The sequence below is a fragment of the Pseudomonas sp. TE21435 genome, assembly GCF_056279265.1.
Genome location: NZ_JBWBQZ010000001.1, coordinates 5,592,669 through 5,609,996, shown reverse-complemented (window position 1 = coordinate 5,609,996; position 17,328 = coordinate 5,592,669). Strand labels below are relative to the sequence as shown.

The following is a 17,328-nucleotide window of genomic DNA, read 5'->3' as shown; positions in this document are numbered from 1 at the left end:
TCACCAAGTGCTGTTGTGCTCAAGGCAATACACCAGCAGCGCCTGGTCACTGAGCACGTTCAGTTTGCGCATGCCCGCATTTTTTTGCGCACTTATGGTTTTCACACTGCGATTTTGTTGAACAGCGATTTCGCTGACTGTTTTGCCAGAAACGAATAGGCGAAGTATTTCAGCCTCTTTCGGCGACAACATGGCGAAGCGGTCATTGACCTGGGGAGCCGCGGGACTGCCTGCCCCCACCTTTGTTCTTTGAACAGGTTGCGCAACGGCCATGAGCGCACGCTCGATATCGCTGTGCATCTGGTTTTTCTGGATCACCCCGAGAACACCGAGTTCAGTAAGGCGGGTAAGCAGCAACGGGTTGGACATCATCGTCAACACCAGAATATTCACAGCCGGAAAGTGCCGCCTCAGGTATTCGATCAACTTCAGCCCATCGCCATAGGGGGAATCGCTGGGCATTTGATAATCGGTGACGACCACCTCTGCAGCTGTGCGCTGCAACAGCTCGACGAGCTGATGGGAGCACGTCGCTTCACCGACCACGCAAAAGCGCTCGTCGCGTTCGATCAATTGACGTACCCCTAGCAGTACCACGGGATGGTCGTCCGCTATGATGACCCTGAGTTTGTTCATAAGGAGATCCATGGTTCTTGTTGTAAATGAGTGGATGATCTGACATGCACGCATCGGTAGCAGGCGTCACTCAAGTGACCCCAATAAACTTGAAAGTTGAACCAACACCTCCTGCACACTGACGCCAAGCGCGGCATCCAGTGGAGTATCGGCCAGCCGGATTTCCAGGCCATTGCAGCATTGAGCAAGGTGACTCGCTTGCACCGCTGCAAGCCCACCGCCAATGCGGTGGAGGGTTTGCGCAAGCTGGGCGCCATCGCCATGCTCCAGCGCATTGCTGGCCAAGGCCATGTCCTGCTGCATCGTGCGGGTGAACAACTCGCGCATCGCGGGGGTGAGTTGCACATGATGGAACCCCGTATCGTCCATTGGCGCGGTAAGTGCCTCCGCTTCGATACGGTGTGCAGAGGTTTGCAGCGATGGCCTGCAGAGTTTGGTCAAGTGGCTGCGCAATGTCTGGATACTTAGGGGTTTGACAACCCAGGCATTCATGCCAACGGCAATACAGCGCATACCCTCTTCACGCATGGCATTGGCAGTCACGCCAATGATGGGCAAGCCGGGGTCGAGTTTGCGCAGCACGCGGGCCAGCTCATAGCCATTCATAACCGGCATGTTGATGTCCGTGAGCACTAGGTCGAACATACCGGGGCGCCAGTGATCAATAGCCTGTTCGCCGTTGCTGACAACGAGGGTGGTGCAGCCCAAGGCTTCAAGCTGCTCTTTCAAGATGGCCTGATTGATCGGGTTGTCCTCAGCTGTCAGGATATGCAGACCAAGGTCTTCGGTGCACTGTGTCGACGCATGTCTAGGCGACAACTGCTTGCCCTGCTGGGCGAACGACACGGCGTGAGCAATGGCGCGAAGATCGAAGAGATCGACATCCCAGGTCTGATTAAGAGGATCAGAACCCGTGCCCCCTGCTGGGGCGCAGACTATTCTAGGGCCGGGCCAGGGTGAAGCCGACGATGCGGGCAAAAGGTCGACCAATACCCGCTGCTCAGGCAAATTCTCGAGCAGCGGCATCACCTGCGTGGCAGGTATGCCAAATCTATTCAACCAATCGATTACCGCCTGGGCCAGTTCCTGGAATGGCGCGCGCACGTAGACCTGATTGCCCCCCGGGACAATGGATTCACAATCAGGCAGTTGCCCTGGCACGACCGTCAACTGAATCCTCAGGGCAAAACTGCTGCCCAAGCCCGGCTCACTGGTTACCCTGAGTTGACCCTCCATCATCTCGCTGAGCCACCAGCAAATAGGTAACCCCAACCCTGCCCCCCCTTCACTGCAGGCATCCTGAACCTGATAGAACAACTCGAATAGTTTTTCCTGCTGGGATGCAGAAATGCCAATACCGCTGTCCGTCACCTGAAACTCAAGACTGGCTTTTCCCTCCAGCATTTCCAGTACGCGGGTGCGCAGAACCACATGCCCGTTGTCGGTAAATTTGATGGCATTGCTGAGCAGGTTGTTGAGGATCTGCCGGATACGCATGGGATCACCCAGCATACGGTTGGGCAGCGTAGCGTCGGTACAGGCATACAACTGCAAGCCTTTGCGCTGGGCGAAAGCCGAGTAGGTGTGCACCGTGTCTTCGATCAGATCGAGCGGGCAGAACTCGACCCGTTCAATGACCATCTGCCCAGACTCGATTTTGGAGACATCGAGAACATCGCTGATCAGTTGGAACAATGTTGCCGAAGAACGTTGGATCGTCTGCAGGTATTCTTGCTGGCGCGGTTCAAGGTGGGTCATTCCAAGCAATTCGAGCGTGCCCAGAACGCCATACAATGGGGTACGGATTTCGTGACTCATAGTGGCCAGGAACAAAGTCTTGGCTTCGTTGGCGGCATCGGCCGCCCGCCTCGCCTCCTTTAGCGCCGAAGCGTCCTCGATATGCTGGGAAACATCATTGAACGCATAGAGCCGCGCATCCTCGCCTTTGAAGCGCGTTGAAACGAAACCCACCTGCAAGTGGCGCCCCTCCACTTCAAGGTACGCCTCACCCATAACGTCTGTTTCAAGATGGTGCCCAAGTGCCATGGCCAGTTGGGTGCTGCCCTGCCACTGCTGAGCACGCTGATTTTCCATCAATACCTTGTTGTCCGAACGGCGCACGACGCACAGGCCAGTGGGCGCGGTGTCGATGACGATGCGGCTGAAGGCCTCACTTTCGGCGATGCGTGCATGGGCGTGCTGGGCCGGGAGGATGATCCGTTGCCGGTACCAGCGGCTGGTGGCCCAGCCCAGGCCGATCATCCCCAGCAGCGAAGCGGCCACGACAATCAATGACCACATGGCATAGCGGAAGAAATGGGCATAGGAAATGGTGTAGATCGCCATCCAGCCCGGGCCCTCAGGCTGACTGACTTTGATCTGCAGCCCCTCTGACGTGAAGTTGACCCCTTCACCTAACGAAGGATCAGGCAACACACTGCCACTGAGCAGCTCTAAAGAGGGCGCCACCAACGTAAAGTGATCGTACTGCGCGCCATCCATAGTGCGCTCGTAGTCATCGACCTGCGTCAAGCTGAGTAACGTTGCGATGATCACCCTCGGCTGTGCGCCTTTGATGTGCATCTCACTGGCCGGAAGATCAAGGTGGGTATAAGCCATAAATCGCGGGGGCCGCTGGCTATCCGTAGCTGTTTCGAATCGAGTCCAGATCAAGCGTCCCGCACTGGGTGTTCTGGAGTGATGTATGACACGGGTGACGACATCGACAACCGCTTCGTCGTGCTGCAACGTCTTGACGCGAGAATGCTCTGAGGACGGCACAGCGATATCGAAGTTGTCCCGGTCGTTGATCAGAAAGACCTGCGGTGACTGATAGTTGGAGGTCGACCAGAAGGTGCTATAGAACGTGGCAAGGTTGGCACCGAGCGCGAAGGCCTTGGCGTACTCATTGTCGCGAATTTTCTGCGGGTTGATCTTGATGCTGAAGGGCATTGAGAAAGCGTGTTCTTGCCCTTGGTAGATATGCGGGCCCTCTTCGGGAATTTGCTGGAGGTCATGAATGGGAGTGACCTCATTGCTGAGCATCATGCCCTGCTTGCTCAGCTGGGCAAGGGTAATGAGGAACACTTCTTGCTCCGAGATGTTCTCAATTAAACGCGCAAAATGAAAACGCACGGTTTGCTGCTGCTCTTCCAATACCCGGTGTATCGCCCAATAGCTGATGCCCACCAGTAACGATACCAGGACGAGTAAAATCATCAGCCCGCGGTGCTGACGCAGTGAACTGCGCGAGAGTTTTTCGATCAAGGCATTCGTGTGTTTCATTCTTTGCACTCGCGGTGTATGCCAGGTCAGAAGAGCGTGGCTGATCCCTCTTGATCCAACAGGCCTTGAAATTCCACAGCGCAGACAGCGGGTGAAACGACAAAACCCTGGACCTGCGTGCAGTTAATATCACGCAAGTAAGCGAGTTCTTTAAGGGATTCCACACCCTCCGCGACCACCGCCACCCCCAGTTTGAGACAGAGGCTTATGATACTTGCCAATGCATGACGTGTACCCTGATTTTCATGGCAGCCCTGAACCAACGAGCGGTCAACCTTCAGCTCGGTAAACGGTGTAGACACTAGGTTGGCCAGCGAACTGTGCCCCTGGCCAAAGTCATCTTGCGAAAGACCAAAGCCCTTCAGGCGCAGGCGGCAGGCACCGGCGTAGTAATTGCTCAGCGCTTGCGGTGTCGAGCACTCCATGAGTTCGAAACAGATCATGTCCGGTGTACCGCCCTGGTCTATCACGAACGTTGCCAATCGGTCTGCCAGGTCCTGGCAATCAAGCAGGTGGGTTGGCAAGTTGATGGAAACAGGCAGGTGGTAACCCTGCAGCCGCCAACAGGCCTGTGCCTGGATGGCTTGTTTCAAGGTAAGCCACAGCACATGCGCCTCTAGCCCAAACTGCTTGATGGCAGGCAAGAACTGGCCAGGCAGCATGACGCCCTCTGGGGTGAGCCAGCGTATCAAGGCTTCGGCACCGGCGATACGACAATCGCTAAGTGCCATCTTGGGTTGGAACCAGGCCTGAATGTGGTTGTTGTTCAGCCCTTCGCGAAGGCACTCGTAGTCGATAACCGGGGGTGAGCCTACAGGAGAGCACAGTGCAGGGTGTACATCAACGCGCTCCAGTAACTGCAGAAGCGTTGCTGGAGTCGCCGTAGTGCCGATCAGCCCGATGACGTCTATACCAAGCTCCCAGGCCATCAGGCTCACAGCCTTGAACATCTGCTCGGAGATGGCGCTAACAATGGCCAGCGCCGGTTTACAGGACAACTGTGCGAGGTGCTGGATAAGCTGTATACCGTCCATGCCTGGCATCATAATGCTGGTCAGGACCAGATCGATACTGCGTATTTTCAAATACTCCCAAGCCTCTGCACCATCTTTTGCCACATAGATATGGAACGCACCCAAGGCATTGAGTTGTTGTAGCAGGTACTGCTGTTGAACGGGATACTGTTCAATGATTAGAATTTTCAAAGATTTCATGTGTTGCCTTTTTTGAGCGTTGCCAGGCAACGGAACAGTGAACTCAATATCAGGGGCTGTGCCAGGCAATCATCCATGCCATGGGCAAGGCATAATCCAGCGTCGTGGCGCGTACCGTTGGCTTTTATGCCGATAATAAGCTTGTCGCAGCCTCGACGGCGCAGTTCGGTGGCAAGTTCATATCCGTTGATGTGAAGACTGCTGACTTGCGTGAGAACGGCATCGAAGACAGCGCTGCTCCATTTTTCCAACGCAGCGGCGCCATCAGTACATAGTGTCAGGGTGCACCCCAGCACGCGAAGCTGATCGCACAGTAGCGATTGATTGAAACGGTTGCTCTCGACCACCAGGATATGCAGATTGAGTTCCCGTTCAGGGCGAGCAAAGTGCACGCCATTACCAATTGAAGAACAACTCATTTGAGCCTGGCGAACCGCATGGCGGATCGCCTGCAGGTCGTTTATATTGGGCTGCCCGCCCCGGGTATCGGTACTGGCGATGACCAGTGGTCCTGCCCAGTCCCTGACCCATGGTTGCTCGCTGCAATCCGGGTGCAACTCCAAGAGCAATTGGCCACCGAATTCAGCCGTGACGGGAGGACGACCTACCTGGGCCCGAGCCCCCCAACGGCGAAGCCAGCCACAGACCGATTGCGCCAGCTCACGAGCGGATGAAACCACGTAGACGGTGTGAGGCAGCAACTTGCCATGAATGTCTGAGCCTACAGGCGCTGCGGGGGTTTCCAGTGGGACGGAGAGTGTGAAACTACTGCCTAGCCCTACTTCACTCACCAGACGAAGATCACCCCCTAAGTTGTTCGCGAGTTGTTGGCAAAGCGGCAACCCGCGAAGGGTACGAGGCGTTGTGTCATTTTTTAATGAAGCGAAAAGTTTTTGATGCCGCTGCGGATCTATGCCTGTCCCGGTATCTGAAACTTGCCAGTGCAAATTGGAGGAATGGCCGTCGCGCTTGACGGAGTTTACCCTTAGCACTACCCGCCCATTGCTCGTAAACCTGATCGCATTACTCAATAAATTTTCTAGGATAATGCGAATATGCCCTGCACCGCCAACCAACCGTTCAGGAAGGTCAGGACTCAAGCACATATATAGTTGCAAATTTTTCGCACTAGCCAGCGCACTGAAGCTTTGGACAACTTCGCAAACCAGAGCCTGCAACGAATATTCAACGAGCGCCACGGACAACTGCCCATCCCTCAGTTTTTTCGACGCATTTTGTTGGGGCCGGCGCTCAACGCCCTTCGCTTTTTCTATATTGCAGAGTTGAGACGACGCACAGATCACGAACAATAATCGATGTAGCCATCGGGCCGCTGCAGGGCACAATGACACCCGGGTGAGTTTGGGGAAATGGCATTTTAGTTTCATCCCGCTACTTTAAGGCAAGCACCAGCGCGTGCAAATAAGACGATTCTTAAATGAATAGTTATCGATGGCTGCGAACGCTTTATTCCACGCTGCCCTCGCCAAGATTATCCAACAGACGTCATCACATTTTCAGCGGTACATCTAGACTCTCCATTGACGCCTGACCCAGCCGACCGGCACGCATATTCGTCGGAACCGTCGTGCCCAGCTTGCGTCTACCGCCTGGCCAGCCCCTGCAAGGATTCGCTCATGCCCCTTCGCCTGCCCAAAGCCCTGCTCCTGCTCATCGGCTTCGCCCTGGCACTGACGGCCTGCAGCCGCATCGACCTGGCCTACCGCAACCTCGATCGCCTGGTGCCGTGGTCGCTGGGCGACTACCTGGACATGAACCGCGAGCAGAAGCAGTTGCTCGACGAACGGCTCAAAACGCACCTGGCCTGGCACTGCAAGACCCAACTGCCCGGCTACCTCGACTGGCTCGACCGGGTGCAACTGATGGTCGCCAACGACGCGGTCACCGATGAAAACCTGCGCCAACGCACGGTCGAGGCGCGCCAGGCCATTGGCCGGGTCACCGAAGCGATAACCCCCTCTGCCGCGGAGCTGCTCAAGGGCATGAATGACAACCAGGTAGCGGAAATGCGCGAGGCTTTTCGCAAGGACATCGACAAACGCCAGAAGGAGTACGTCGACACACCATTGGCCAAGCAGGTCGAGAACCGTGCCGCGCGCATGCGCAAGCGCCTCGAGCCCTGGCTGGGCGAGCTCGATGCCGAGCAACGGCTGCGGGTGATGAGCTGGTCGCAGGCCCTGGGTGACCAGAATCGCCAGTGGATAGCCAACCGCGCCCACTGGCAGCAGCAACTGGTGCTGGCGATGGACCAGCGCGCCAGCCCAAGCTTCGAGCCCAGGTTGGCGCAGTTGCTGCAGCGCAAGGAAAGCCTGTGGACACCGGAGTACCGCCAGGCATTCCAGAACACCGAGCGCCAGGCACGCAGCCTGCTGGTGGATCTGCTGAAACAGAGCAGCCCGGCCCAGCGGCAATTCCTGCAGCAGCGGCTGAGCAAGGTGCGCGCGGACTTCAGCGAGCTCAAGTGCCTCAAGGGGTGAAAAGCTAGGCTCTGTACGAAAAGTCTTGAGACGCAGGTCAGGCAAGGCGAAAACAGCCGAGGAAGCGCAGTGTACTGGAGTACATGAGCATTCCGAGGCTGTTTTCAACGCAGCATGAACAAGTATCAAGGCTTTTCGTACAGAGCCTAAGGCCTAACGCGCCTTGCGCCGATAAGGGAACACATCGATCACCTTTCCCGCCCGGATCGCCTCCTGCAGACCTTTCCAGTAATCGGCGTCGTACAGTTCGCCATGCAAGCGGCTGAACAAGCGGCGCTGGCCGATATCGGCGAACAGGAATGGCGGAAACTCCTCGGGGAACACGTCGTGCGGCCCGATCGAGTACCACGGCTCGCCGGACATCTCGTCCTCCGGATAGCGCGGCGGCGGGATGTGACGGAAGTTGACCTCGGTGAGGTAGCTGATCTCGTCGTAGTCGTAGAACACCACCCGGCCATGACGGGTGACGCCGAAGTTCTTCAGCAGCATGTCGCCGGGGAAGATGTTCGCCGCCGCCAATTGCTTGATCGCCAGCCCATAGTCTTCCAGCGCCTCCAGCACCTGGGCTTCGCTGGCCTGCTCGAGGTACAGGTTGAGCGGGGTCATGCGCCGTTCGGTCCAGCAGTGGCGGATCAGCACTGTGTCGCCCTCAAGCGCCACGGTGGAGGGGGCCACCTCTAGCAGTTCCGCCAGGCAGTCGGGATCGAACTTGCCCTGGGGAAAGCGAAAGTCGGCGAACTCCTGGGTATCGGCCATGCGCCCGACGCGGTCGACGCTTTTCACCAGGCGGTATTTCTCGATCACCGTGGCCCGGTCGACAGTCTTGGACGGCGAGAAGCGGTCCTTGATGATCTTGAACACGGTGTTGAAGCCCGGCAGGGTGAACACGCTCATGACCATGCCGCGCACGCCCGGAGCCATGACAAAGCGGTCGTCGCTGTTGGCCAGGTGGTTGATCAGCGCCCGGTAGAACTCCGACTTGCCATGTTTGTAGAACCCGATCGAGGTGTACAGCTCGGCGATGTGCTTGCCCGGCAGGATGCGCTTGAGAAAGTTGACGAACTCCGCCGGCACCGGCACATCGACCATGAAGTACGAACGGGTGAAGGAGAAGATGATCGACACCTCCGCCTCGTCGGTAATCAGCGCGTCGGCCTCGATGCCATGCCCCTCGCGGTGCAGCAGCGGGATCACCAGTGGCCACTGCTCGTCGGGGGTGTACAAGCGACCGACCAGGTAGGCGCCCTTGTTGCGGTAGAGCACCGGGGTGAACAGCTCCACGGTCAGGGCCGGATCCTTGCACACCCAGTCGGGGAGGCATTCGCGCAATTGATCCTCCAGACGCGCGATATCGCCCTCCAGGTCGCCATACGGCACGTCGAACGCATAATCGGCAAAGATCGCTCGCAACAAGCCTTTGAGACCGTCCTGCAGCGTATAGGTGCGCGTCTGCGCCGCCCGCTCATGGCCGCGCATCGACGGCCGGGTGGTGTGGATGAACATGCAGCCGTCGCTGATCAGGTCATGGCTGAACAGGCTGCAGAACAACGAGTTGTACCAGGTCTCGGACAGCTCGTCGTCCAGCCGGGGGTCGATCAGACGGATATAGGCGTTCTTGACCAGCGGCCACTGCTCGACGTCCAGCAGCACCGCGGTGTCGAAGCGCTGGCGCAGCCAACCGTTGACCTCGGCGACCTTCTCTTCATACAGATTGATGCGCGCCGCCGCGGCGTGCTGGATATCCTGCCAGCGCGCCTGTTCGAAGCGCTCGCGGGCGCCGAGGGTGATACGGCGAAAGTGCTCGCGGTAGTCGTCGAAGCCATCGAGGATCATCCGGGCGATGTCGACGGCGGGCCAGGCTGGGGTCATGCGCGTGCCTCTATGCAATGGTCACCGAGAGAGCTTAGTCGGATACGAGCCCTGTGGGGGCCGGCTTGCCGGCGATGAAGCCCGTGAGGCGGCCCCGGATTCACACAGCAAGAAAGCACAAGAATCCCTCGCTCGCCCTGACGTACACTCGCGCCCTGCCCTACCGCCGGAGACCACCGTGAGCCCCATCGCCCTCGCCCGCCTGCTGACCCTTGCCGCTGTCTGGGGCGCCAGCTTCCTGTTCATGCGCATCATTGCCCCCGAGCTGGGCACGGTGCCGACCGCCTTCTTCCGCGTGTCGATCGCCTGCCTGGGACTGATCGCCATCCTCGCCGCCGCCCGCGTGCGCTGGGACTTCGAGGGCAAGCTGGGCGCCTGCCTGGTGCTGGGCATGATCAACTCCGGCATTCCGGCCACGTTCTATTCCGTGGCGGCGCAGGTGCTGCCGGCCGGCTATTCGGCGATCTTCAACGCCACCACGCCGCTGATGGGCGTGCTGATCGGCGCCTTGTTCTTCCGCGAAGCCATGACCCTGCCCAAGCTCTGCGGGATCTTCCTCGGGCTGTTCGGTGTCGGTATCCTCAGCGGTGCCGGCCCGGTGGCGCTGGACATGGCCCTGGTGCAAGGCGCACTGGCCTGCCTGGCCGCCACCACCTGCTACGGCTTCGCGGGCTTCCTGGCAAGGCGCTGGGTCGGCACGCTGGACAGCCGTCTGTCGGCGCTGGGCAGCATGCTCGGCGCCACCTTGCTGCTCAGCCCGCTGTTCGCCTGGAGCGCGCTGACCCAGCCGCCGGCCAGCTGGGGCGGCTGGCAGGTATGGCTGTCGCTCCTGGGCCTGGGGCTGCTGTGCACGGCGTTCGCCTACATCCTGTACTTCCGCCTGCTGAACGAAATCGGGCCGGTCAAGGCCAGTACCGTGACCTTCCTGATCCCGGTGTTCGGCGTGCTGTGGGGGGCGTGGCTGCTGGATGAGCCGCTGTCGATGGCGCACCTGTATGGCGGTCTGCTGATTGGTGCGGCGCTATGGTTGGTGCTGCGCCCGGCACGGCGCTGAAAAAAGGAGCGGGCTTGCCCCGCTCCCAACGCTAGTTGACTCAGGCCTCGGCCGTGCGCAAGGCAGGTTTACGGAACACGAACAGCAAGCCGATCACGATCAGTCCCATCCCCAGCAGACTGAGGGGCGCCAGGCGGTTGCCGAAGATGATGAAATCCATCACCGCCGTGACCGCCGGCACCAGGTAGAACAGGCTGGTGACATTGACCAGGTTGCCCCTTGCGATCAGCCGGTACAGCAGCAGCGTGGCCAGCAGCGAAACCACCAGCCCCATCCACAGCAGCGCCGCGAGGAAACTGGCGTTCCACTGGACGTGCAGCGGCTGCAACGGCGCGAACACCGCGCACATTGCAAAGCCCGCCATGTATTGCAAGGGCAAGGTGCCCATGGGGTTGTCGGTAATGCGTTTCTGCAGGATCGAGCCCAAGGTCATGCTGGCCAGCGCCAGCAGGGCGAACAGCATCCCGGCGAGAGATACCCCACCCAGGTTGATACCCTGGTAGACCACCATCACCAGGCCGCCCAGGCCAAGCCCCAGGCCGAACAATCGGCTCCAGGACCGCTGACGCTCCATCAGCACCACGGTCAGGATCGGTTGCACGCCCATGACCGTGGCCATGACGCCGGGAGTAACGTGGGTGTTCAGCGCCAGCAGGTAGAAAATCTGGTAGGCACCGAGCAATACGCAGCCGGTCCCCAGGGCGCGAACAATGCCGCCCCGGGTACGTGGCCAACGTAATCCGAGCAACGGACCGATCAACAGCAGACCAAACAGCGCCAGGGCCGAACGCAGCAGCAGGAAGGCGAAGGGGCTGGCCTGGGCCAGGCCAAGCTTGGAGACGATCGCCCCGCTGCTCCACAGCAGGACGAACAGGCTGGTCGTGGCCGCCGAGGCCACGGATGCTTTGTTGAGGACAGACATGTATTGCCACCTGTATACGGGCAAATGAGCCGTACGGAGGGCCTATCGCGACTTGCGGGGATAGCCGACCGTGTTCAGTAGGTTGCGAGTGCGGTGGGGAGCGGCCAGCGGCCGGTCAGCCCAGCACCACGACTGCGCAAGGAGGCGGAGCTACGCCGCCTACCACGCCACTGACAGGTGGTGGATAGTGACTGATCATGGCCGGCTGCTGGCTGCCACGCACGACCACGCCCGCGACAGGCGCGAGAACGTAAGCGGTGGTGGAAGGGATGGCTGGCATGAACAGGTCTTCGGGGAAGATAGTGTTTCGGAATATAGCGGGGGAATCATCGCGGGGCAAGCCTGCTTGCACAAGGTGCGAAAGCAGGCCTGCTCAACCGGATCAGAACAACCATTGGTACAGGGCGTAGGCGACGACAACCGCCAGCACCGGACGCAGCACGCGGTAGGCCTTGGGGTTGGCACGCTTGAACTGCTTGACCCGGGTGCTGATGACATTGCTGAAGCGCTTGCTCCAGGCATAGGCCTGGTTGATCCCGCCGACACGCTCGCCATCGGTGTTCTGCGGCGCGGTGGCGCGGCCGAGGAAGGCACTGACCTTGCGGTTGATGCGGGTCATCAGCGGGCTGTTGAGCGGGCGCTCGACGTCGCAGAACAGGATCACGCGGGTGACCTCGGTCTCGTTCTTGACCCAGTGCACGAAGGTCTCGTCGAACATCACGTCCTCGCCGTCGCGCCAGGCGTAGGGCTGGCCATCAACGTAGATGCGGCAGTTGTCGGAGTTCGGCGTGGACAGCCCGAGGTGATAGCGCAGGGAGCCGGCAAACGGGTCGCGGTGCGGGTTCAGGTGGCTGCCGCCGGGCAACAGGGCGAACATCGCGCCCTTGACGTTGGGGATGCTGCTGACCAGCTCTACGGTCTTCGGGCACAGCGCTTCGGCCGAAGGCAGCGGTTTGTCGTACCACTTCAGGTAGAAGCGCTTCCAGCCCTTCTTGAAGAACGAACCGAAGCCGGCGTCGTTGTCTTTTTCCGCCGCGCGGATGTAACCCTCGTCGAACAGGCGCATGGCCTCTTCGCGGATCACCTCCCAGTTGTCCTTTAGCACATCCAGCTCGGGGAAGCGCTGGCGGTCCAGGTACGGCTTGGAGGGTACGCCGGAAAACAGGTACATCAGGCTGTTGTAAGGGGCAAACAGCGCCGAATGGTTGACGAACTGGCGCAGCACCGGCAGGCGTGCCTTGCCGCGCAGGTGCACGAACAGCACACTGCCGAAGAACACCAGCAGGACACCGGCCTTGGCGACGAAGGAAAAGGTCATGCAACACTCCTTGGAGGGGAAATCAGGCCATCCCCAGATAGCCGGACATCATAAACCCATCAGGAGCAGCTGCAAGCCAGAAGCTGCACGCGGCAAGCCCAAGCTGATCCGCGTCAATACGGACATGCCCTCGACTTGCGGCGTGCAGCGTGTCGCTTACTGCTGGTTTTCCTGCTCGGTGAACAGATCGCTGAACAGCATGCTCGACAGGTAACGCTCGCCCGAATCCGGCAGGATCACCACGATGGTCTTGCCCTGCATCTCCGGCTTCTCGGCCAGGCGCACCGCCGCCGCCATGGCCGCGCCGCAAGAGATGCCGCAGAGGATGCCCTCCTCCTGCATCAGGCGGATGGCCATGGCCTTGGACTCGTCCTCGGTCACCGTCTCGACCTGGTCGACGATCGACAGGTCGAGGTTCTTCGGCACGAAGCCGGCACCGATGCCCTGGATCTTGTGCGGGGTGGGCTTGAGCTCCTCGCCGGCCAGGGTCTGGCTGATCAGCGGCGAGTTCACCGGCTCCACCGCCACCGACAGGATCGGCTTGCCCTGGATGTGCTTGATGTAGCGCGACACCCCGGTGATGGTGCCACCAGTGCCGACCCCGGCCACCAGCACATCGACCGCGCCATCGGTGTCGTTCCAGATTTCCGGGCCGGTGGTCTTCTCGTGAATGGCCGGGTTGGCCGGGTTGTCGAACTGGCCCGGCAGGAAGTGCTGCGCCGGGTCGGAAGCGACGATTTCGTTGGCCTTCTCGATGGCGCCCTTCATGCCCTTGGCCTTGTCCGTCAGCACCAGCTCGGCGCCCAGCGCCTTCAACACCTTGCGCCGCTCCAGGCTCATCGAGTCGGGCATGGTCAGCACCAGGCGGTAGCCACGGGCGGCGGCGACGAAGGCCAGGCCGATACCGGTGTTACCCGAGGTGGGTTCGACGATGGTCATGCCTGGCTTGAGCTTGCCGCTGTCCTCGGCGTCCCAGATCATGCTCGCGCCGATCCGGCACTTCACCGAGTAGCCCGGGTTGCGTCCTTCGATCTTGGCCAGGATGGTCACCCCGCGCGGGGCGATGCGGTTGATCTGCACCAGCGGCGTGTTGCCGATGGAATGGGCGTTGTCGGCGTAGATACGGCTCATGGCGGCGGTCCTTGAACAGGAAAAAAGTGCAGGGAAAACCCTGAGGGTAAGCCTGCAATCGGTGAGCGTAAAGCCCGTTCGAACTCGACGAAACGACCTGCGGTCAACCGCACATGCTCCCGTGGAGAAACCCGATGAAAGCGCGCTACCGCTGGCCACTGCTCGGCTTCGCCAGCCTGGTCGCACTGCTGGTGGCCCTGCACCTGGCCTTGCCTTACCTGGTGCGTGACTACCTCAACGACAAGCTGGCAGACATGGGCGACTACCGCGGCCAGGTCCGTGACGTCGACCTGGCATGGTGGCGTGGCGCCTACCAGATCAACGGCCTGAAGATCGTCAAGGTCAGCGGCAAGGTGCCGGTGCCGCTGCTCGAAGCGCCGCTGATCGACCTGTCGGTGAGCTGGCACTCGCTTTGGTACGACCGCGCCGTGGTCGCCGAAGTGGCCTTCGTACGCCCCGAACTCAATTTCGTCGACGGCGGCAACAAACAGAACTCTCAGACCGGCCAAGGCACCGACTGGCGCCAGCAACTGGAAAAGCTGCTGCCGATCACCCTGAACGACGTGCGCATCGAACAAGGCACCCTCACCTTCCGCAACTTCAATTCCAGACCGCCGGTGGACCTCAAGGCCACCCGGCTGGATGCAAGCATCCGCAACCTGACCAACGTGCGCGACGAAAAGGGCCGGCGCGATGCCCGCTTCGACGGGACGGCGCTGCTGCTGGGCGATGCCAAGGTGGAAAGCCGCGCTACCTTCGACCCCTTCAGCGACTTCGACGACTTCCAGTTCCGCCTGCGCGCCACTGGCATCGAGCTGCGCCGGCTGAACGACTTCGCCAGTGCCTACGGCAAGTTCGACTTCAATGCCGGGCATGGCGATGTGGTGATCGAGGCCGAGGCCGAGAACGGCCGGCTCAAGGGCTACATCAAGCCGCTGTTGCGCGATGTCGATGTGTTCAATTGGCAGCAGGACGTGGAAGAAAAGGACAAGGGCTTCCTGCGCTCGATATGGGAAGCCGTCGTGGGCGCCACCGAGACCGTGCTCAAGAACCAGCCGAAAAACCAGTTCGCCACCCGCGTGGAACTCAGCGGCAGCGTGCACCAGCAGGACATCAGTGCCTTCGAGGCGTTCCTGCAGATCCTGCGCAACGGCTTCATCCAGGCGTTCAACGCACGCTACGAGCAGCCGCCACCAAAAGCGGACTAAGGACTTGAGGGCACCTCGGCAACACTCAGAGCCCACTTCAATGCGTATTGCTCGATTGGATTCGTGACGCGCCAGGTACGCCTCCCCCCTTTGAGTCCAAATGAAATATCTTGCAACACTCCGCACAAGGCATTCCTACTGCCTTCAACCTCCTTGCTCGTCCTTTATCCGTCCCCATTCAAAGCGCGGCCCTCTGGCGTCTCAAGCCAGAGCACTACAGCGTTGCAACATGGATAAAAGCGTCGACAGACAGGAGCACACCATGGCAGAGCACTTCATTACAACCCGGGCCGAGGAGTCCGTGACGGTCCCGAACTACAACCCCGGATTCATGTCATCGGGAAGACCTTCATTTACCATCCATGCGGCAAGGTCTGGATCTGCGATGGAAGGCGGGAATGAGTCCAGCACTGGGCACGTATTCCTTGAGCTAAACACGCCAAGATACAAAGGCTCGATCGGCTTCAGCCCTGGGAGCGATCTGGGCACCTCAGCCGACAACATTTCATTCAATGATCACCTCATCTATAAAGACACGTCCTCGCACCGGGTAGAATCCCACGACCCCAGATTCGTAAACATGTTGGACAACTTGGTCCTGCAAGTTGAGGGGTACAAGAACGGAACAACACAGCCCGAAAACTACGACCTCCTCTTCAACAACTGCATTACTTTTGTTACAAAAATGTTTGCCAAAGCCGGCAAAGAAATAAAACTTGCCAAGACGCCAAACGAGGTCGCAAAGGATATTAAAGTAGTTGCCGAACAGTTCAAAACCCCCTTGCTCATTGACCTTGAGGGGCACGGCATCACCACCCTGCCACTCGAGCAGGGTATTGAATTTGACTACGATGGAGACGCCAATCCAATCCTTACCGGATGGGCTGGAAAAAGCAGCGGATTTCTGGTGCTCGATAGAAACAACGATGGCGTGATAAATGATGCTTCAGAGCTCTTTGGTGATCGCACCCCGCTACCCGCCGGAGGCGTAGCTGAGGACGGTGCCGTTGCGCTCGCCGCTCTGGACAGCAACCTGGATGGGCTTATCGACATGAACGACCCAGTCTGGGGCGACCTGAAAATCTGGCAAGACATCAACAGTAATGGAGCGTCTGAAGCGGCCGAACTGCATTCAGTGATCGATATTGGCTTGAAAAGTATCGATTTGTCATTCGTGAAAAACCCGATCACCGATGTAAACGGCAATATCCATGCCCTCCATTCATTTGTCATGTGGCAGGATGGCCAAGTCAGCGACATAGTGGACGTTCTGTTCAAAACAGCCGATCACAAGATCAGCAATGATTTCTTCAACCCAACAGCTGGCTATTTCCCGGCCGAGCCCATCGGTTCAAAAGACATGATTGAAGAGGTTATTGCATGAAAACATCTGGACGAAAGCGGCTGGGCTGCTGCCTGGCCGTTTCGCTAATGCTTCTGTCAATGCCAGCCCTGTCGAGTGATCATATGAACACGCACACAGCATTACCCCCAGCGATTGCCATGAAACTGGCGGCGCCGCCGGAGCCTCAAACCACTACCTACCCCCGCGACAGTGAGGAGTTTGAACATCTGATCGAGCTCGCCAAAAACGGCAACGCGCACGCCAACTACGTGCTCGGCCTGATTTACAGCGACCAAAGGCTGCCGGACACCGAGAGAAACTACAAGGCGAGCGTGGCCTATTACGAAAAAGCCATAAACCTATACAGCCGCCACGCGCCGGCGCTTGCGCGCCTGGCGTTCCTGTACCGTGCTGGCCTAGGCACACCTGTAGACATCAAAAAAGCAGTGGCGCTGTATGAAAGAGCAGGCGAGTCCGGGTCAGCGGTGGCCTACAACAACCTGAGCACGTTGTATGCCGTCGGTGACGTGGTACCGCAGGATTTCAAGAAAGCCAGGATGTACGCCGAGTATGCCGCCCATCTCGGCCATGCTGAAAGCTTCGAGATACTGCAGCATTGGGATTACTACGTGGAAATATCCTCTACCACGGACAGCAAGAAAATCAGTGAGATCGTTGAAAAATATAAAAACCTTGAACTGCAAAAAAAGGACGCTGGAAAGTAGCTCATGACCCAGCCGACCGAAGGTGTACTTCTGGGGCAAGCCGCTCGAATCGATGCGCGCAAGTAGCCGGGCCAACGCAGCCCGTTCAACGATGCCTATCGCGTTGTGATCGTGCCTGCGCCA

General features: G+C 59.2%; 13 protein-coding genes. 5 read left to right on the top strand and 8 right to left on the bottom strand.

The features are described from left to right. From ACZ9C1_RS25525 to ACZ9C1_RS25510, 4 genes are all read right to left on the bottom strand, one after another. Positions 1-636 carry a response regulator gene (locus ACZ9C1_RS25525; RefSeq protein ID WP_277503146.1) on the bottom strand — a complete coding sequence of 212 codons (636 nt, stop codon included), beginning with the start codon at positions 634-636 and terminating at the stop codon, positions 1-3. A 66-nt stretch (positions 637-702) separates the two neighbouring features. Continuing rightward, on the bottom strand, positions 703-3,921 hold the full coding sequence (locus ACZ9C1_RS25520; RefSeq protein WP_457378527.1) for a hybrid sensor histidine kinase/response regulator: 3,219 nt from the start codon (positions 3,919-3,921) through the stop codon (positions 703-705). 26 nt (positions 3,922-3,947) lie between these two features. Beyond that, entirely contained in the window at positions 3,948-5,135 is a 1,188-nt protein-coding gene (locus ACZ9C1_RS25515) for an EAL domain-containing response regulator (protein ID WP_277503145.1), read from the bottom strand. Beyond that, complete coding sequence (locus ACZ9C1_RS25510; protein ID WP_476254596.1) at positions 5,132-6,334, bottom strand: ATP-binding protein; 1,203 nt, start codon at positions 6,332-6,334, stop codon at positions 5,132-5,134. Before ACZ9C1_RS25510 ends, ACZ9C1_RS25515 begins: the two co-directional genes overlap by 4 nt. A 438-nt stretch (positions 6,335-6,772) precedes the next feature. Between ACZ9C1_RS25510 and ACZ9C1_RS25505 the strand changes: the two genes are divergently transcribed. Then, the gene (locus ACZ9C1_RS25505) at positions 6,773-7,633 is read left to right on the top strand and encodes a DUF6279 family lipoprotein (protein WP_476254513.1); all 861 of its coding nucleotides are present in this window, start codon (positions 6,773-6,775) and stop codon (positions 7,631-7,633) included. A gap of 153 nt (positions 7,634-7,786) precedes the next feature. Here the strand turns inward: ACZ9C1_RS25505 and aceK are convergent, their stop codons facing one another. After that, positions 7,787-9,502, bottom strand: coding sequence for a bifunctional isocitrate dehydrogenase kinase/phosphatase (gene aceK / locus ACZ9C1_RS25500; RefSeq protein WP_476254512.1), 1,716 nt, complete (start codon positions 9,500-9,502; stop codon positions 7,787-7,789). 178 nt (positions 9,503-9,680) lie between these two features. On the opposite strand from aceK, the gene ACZ9C1_RS25495 reads away from it, so the two are divergent. Beyond that, a complete protein-coding gene (locus ACZ9C1_RS25495) occupies positions 9,681-10,556 on the top strand; it encodes a DMT family transporter (RefSeq protein WP_102684390.1) in 876 nt (291 codons plus the stop codon). Between the two features lie 40 nt (positions 10,557-10,596). On the opposite strand, the gene ACZ9C1_RS25490 is transcribed toward ACZ9C1_RS25495, so the two are convergent. The 3 genes from ACZ9C1_RS25490 to cysK all read right to left on the bottom strand — a co-directional run bounded on the left by ACZ9C1_RS25490 (position 10,597) and on the right by cysK (position 13,927). Then, positions 10,597-11,478 (bottom strand): DMT family transporter, encoded by an 882-nt coding sequence (locus ACZ9C1_RS25490; RefSeq protein WP_139673000.1) that lies wholly within the window; start codon positions 11,476-11,478, stop codon positions 10,597-10,599. A 382-nt stretch (positions 11,479-11,860) separates the two neighbouring features. Then, positions 11,861-12,796, bottom strand: coding sequence for an aspartyl/asparaginyl beta-hydroxylase domain-containing protein (locus tag ACZ9C1_RS25485; RefSeq protein ID WP_457378525.1), 936 nt, complete (start codon positions 12,794-12,796; stop codon positions 11,861-11,863). A 156-nt stretch (positions 12,797-12,952) separates the two neighbouring features. Next, positions 12,953-13,927 carry a cysteine synthase A gene (gene cysK / locus ACZ9C1_RS25480; RefSeq protein WP_476254511.1) on the bottom strand — a complete coding sequence of 325 codons (975 nt, stop codon included), beginning with the start codon at positions 13,925-13,927 and terminating at the stop codon, positions 12,953-12,955. Between the two features lie 134 nt (positions 13,928-14,061). On the opposite strand from cysK, the gene ACZ9C1_RS25475 reads away from it, so the two are divergent. From ACZ9C1_RS25475 to ACZ9C1_RS25465, 3 genes are all read left to right on the top strand, one after another. Beyond that, positions 14,062-15,135 carry an AsmA family protein gene (locus tag ACZ9C1_RS25475; RefSeq protein WP_277503143.1) on the top strand — a complete coding sequence of 358 codons (1,074 nt, stop codon included), beginning with the start codon at positions 14,062-14,064 and terminating at the stop codon, positions 15,133-15,135. 262 nt (positions 15,136-15,397) lie between these two features. Next, positions 15,398-16,519, top strand: a complete 1,122-nt coding sequence (locus tag ACZ9C1_RS25470) for a hypothetical protein (protein WP_476254510.1) — start codon at positions 15,398-15,400, stop codon at positions 16,517-16,519. Continuing rightward, a complete protein-coding gene (locus ACZ9C1_RS25465; RefSeq protein WP_277503141.1) occupies positions 16,516-17,205 on the top strand; it encodes a tetratricopeptide repeat protein in 690 nt (229 codons plus the stop codon). Before ACZ9C1_RS25470 ends, ACZ9C1_RS25465 begins: the two co-directional genes overlap by 4 nt. Positions 17,206-17,328: the final 123 nt, after the last annotated feature.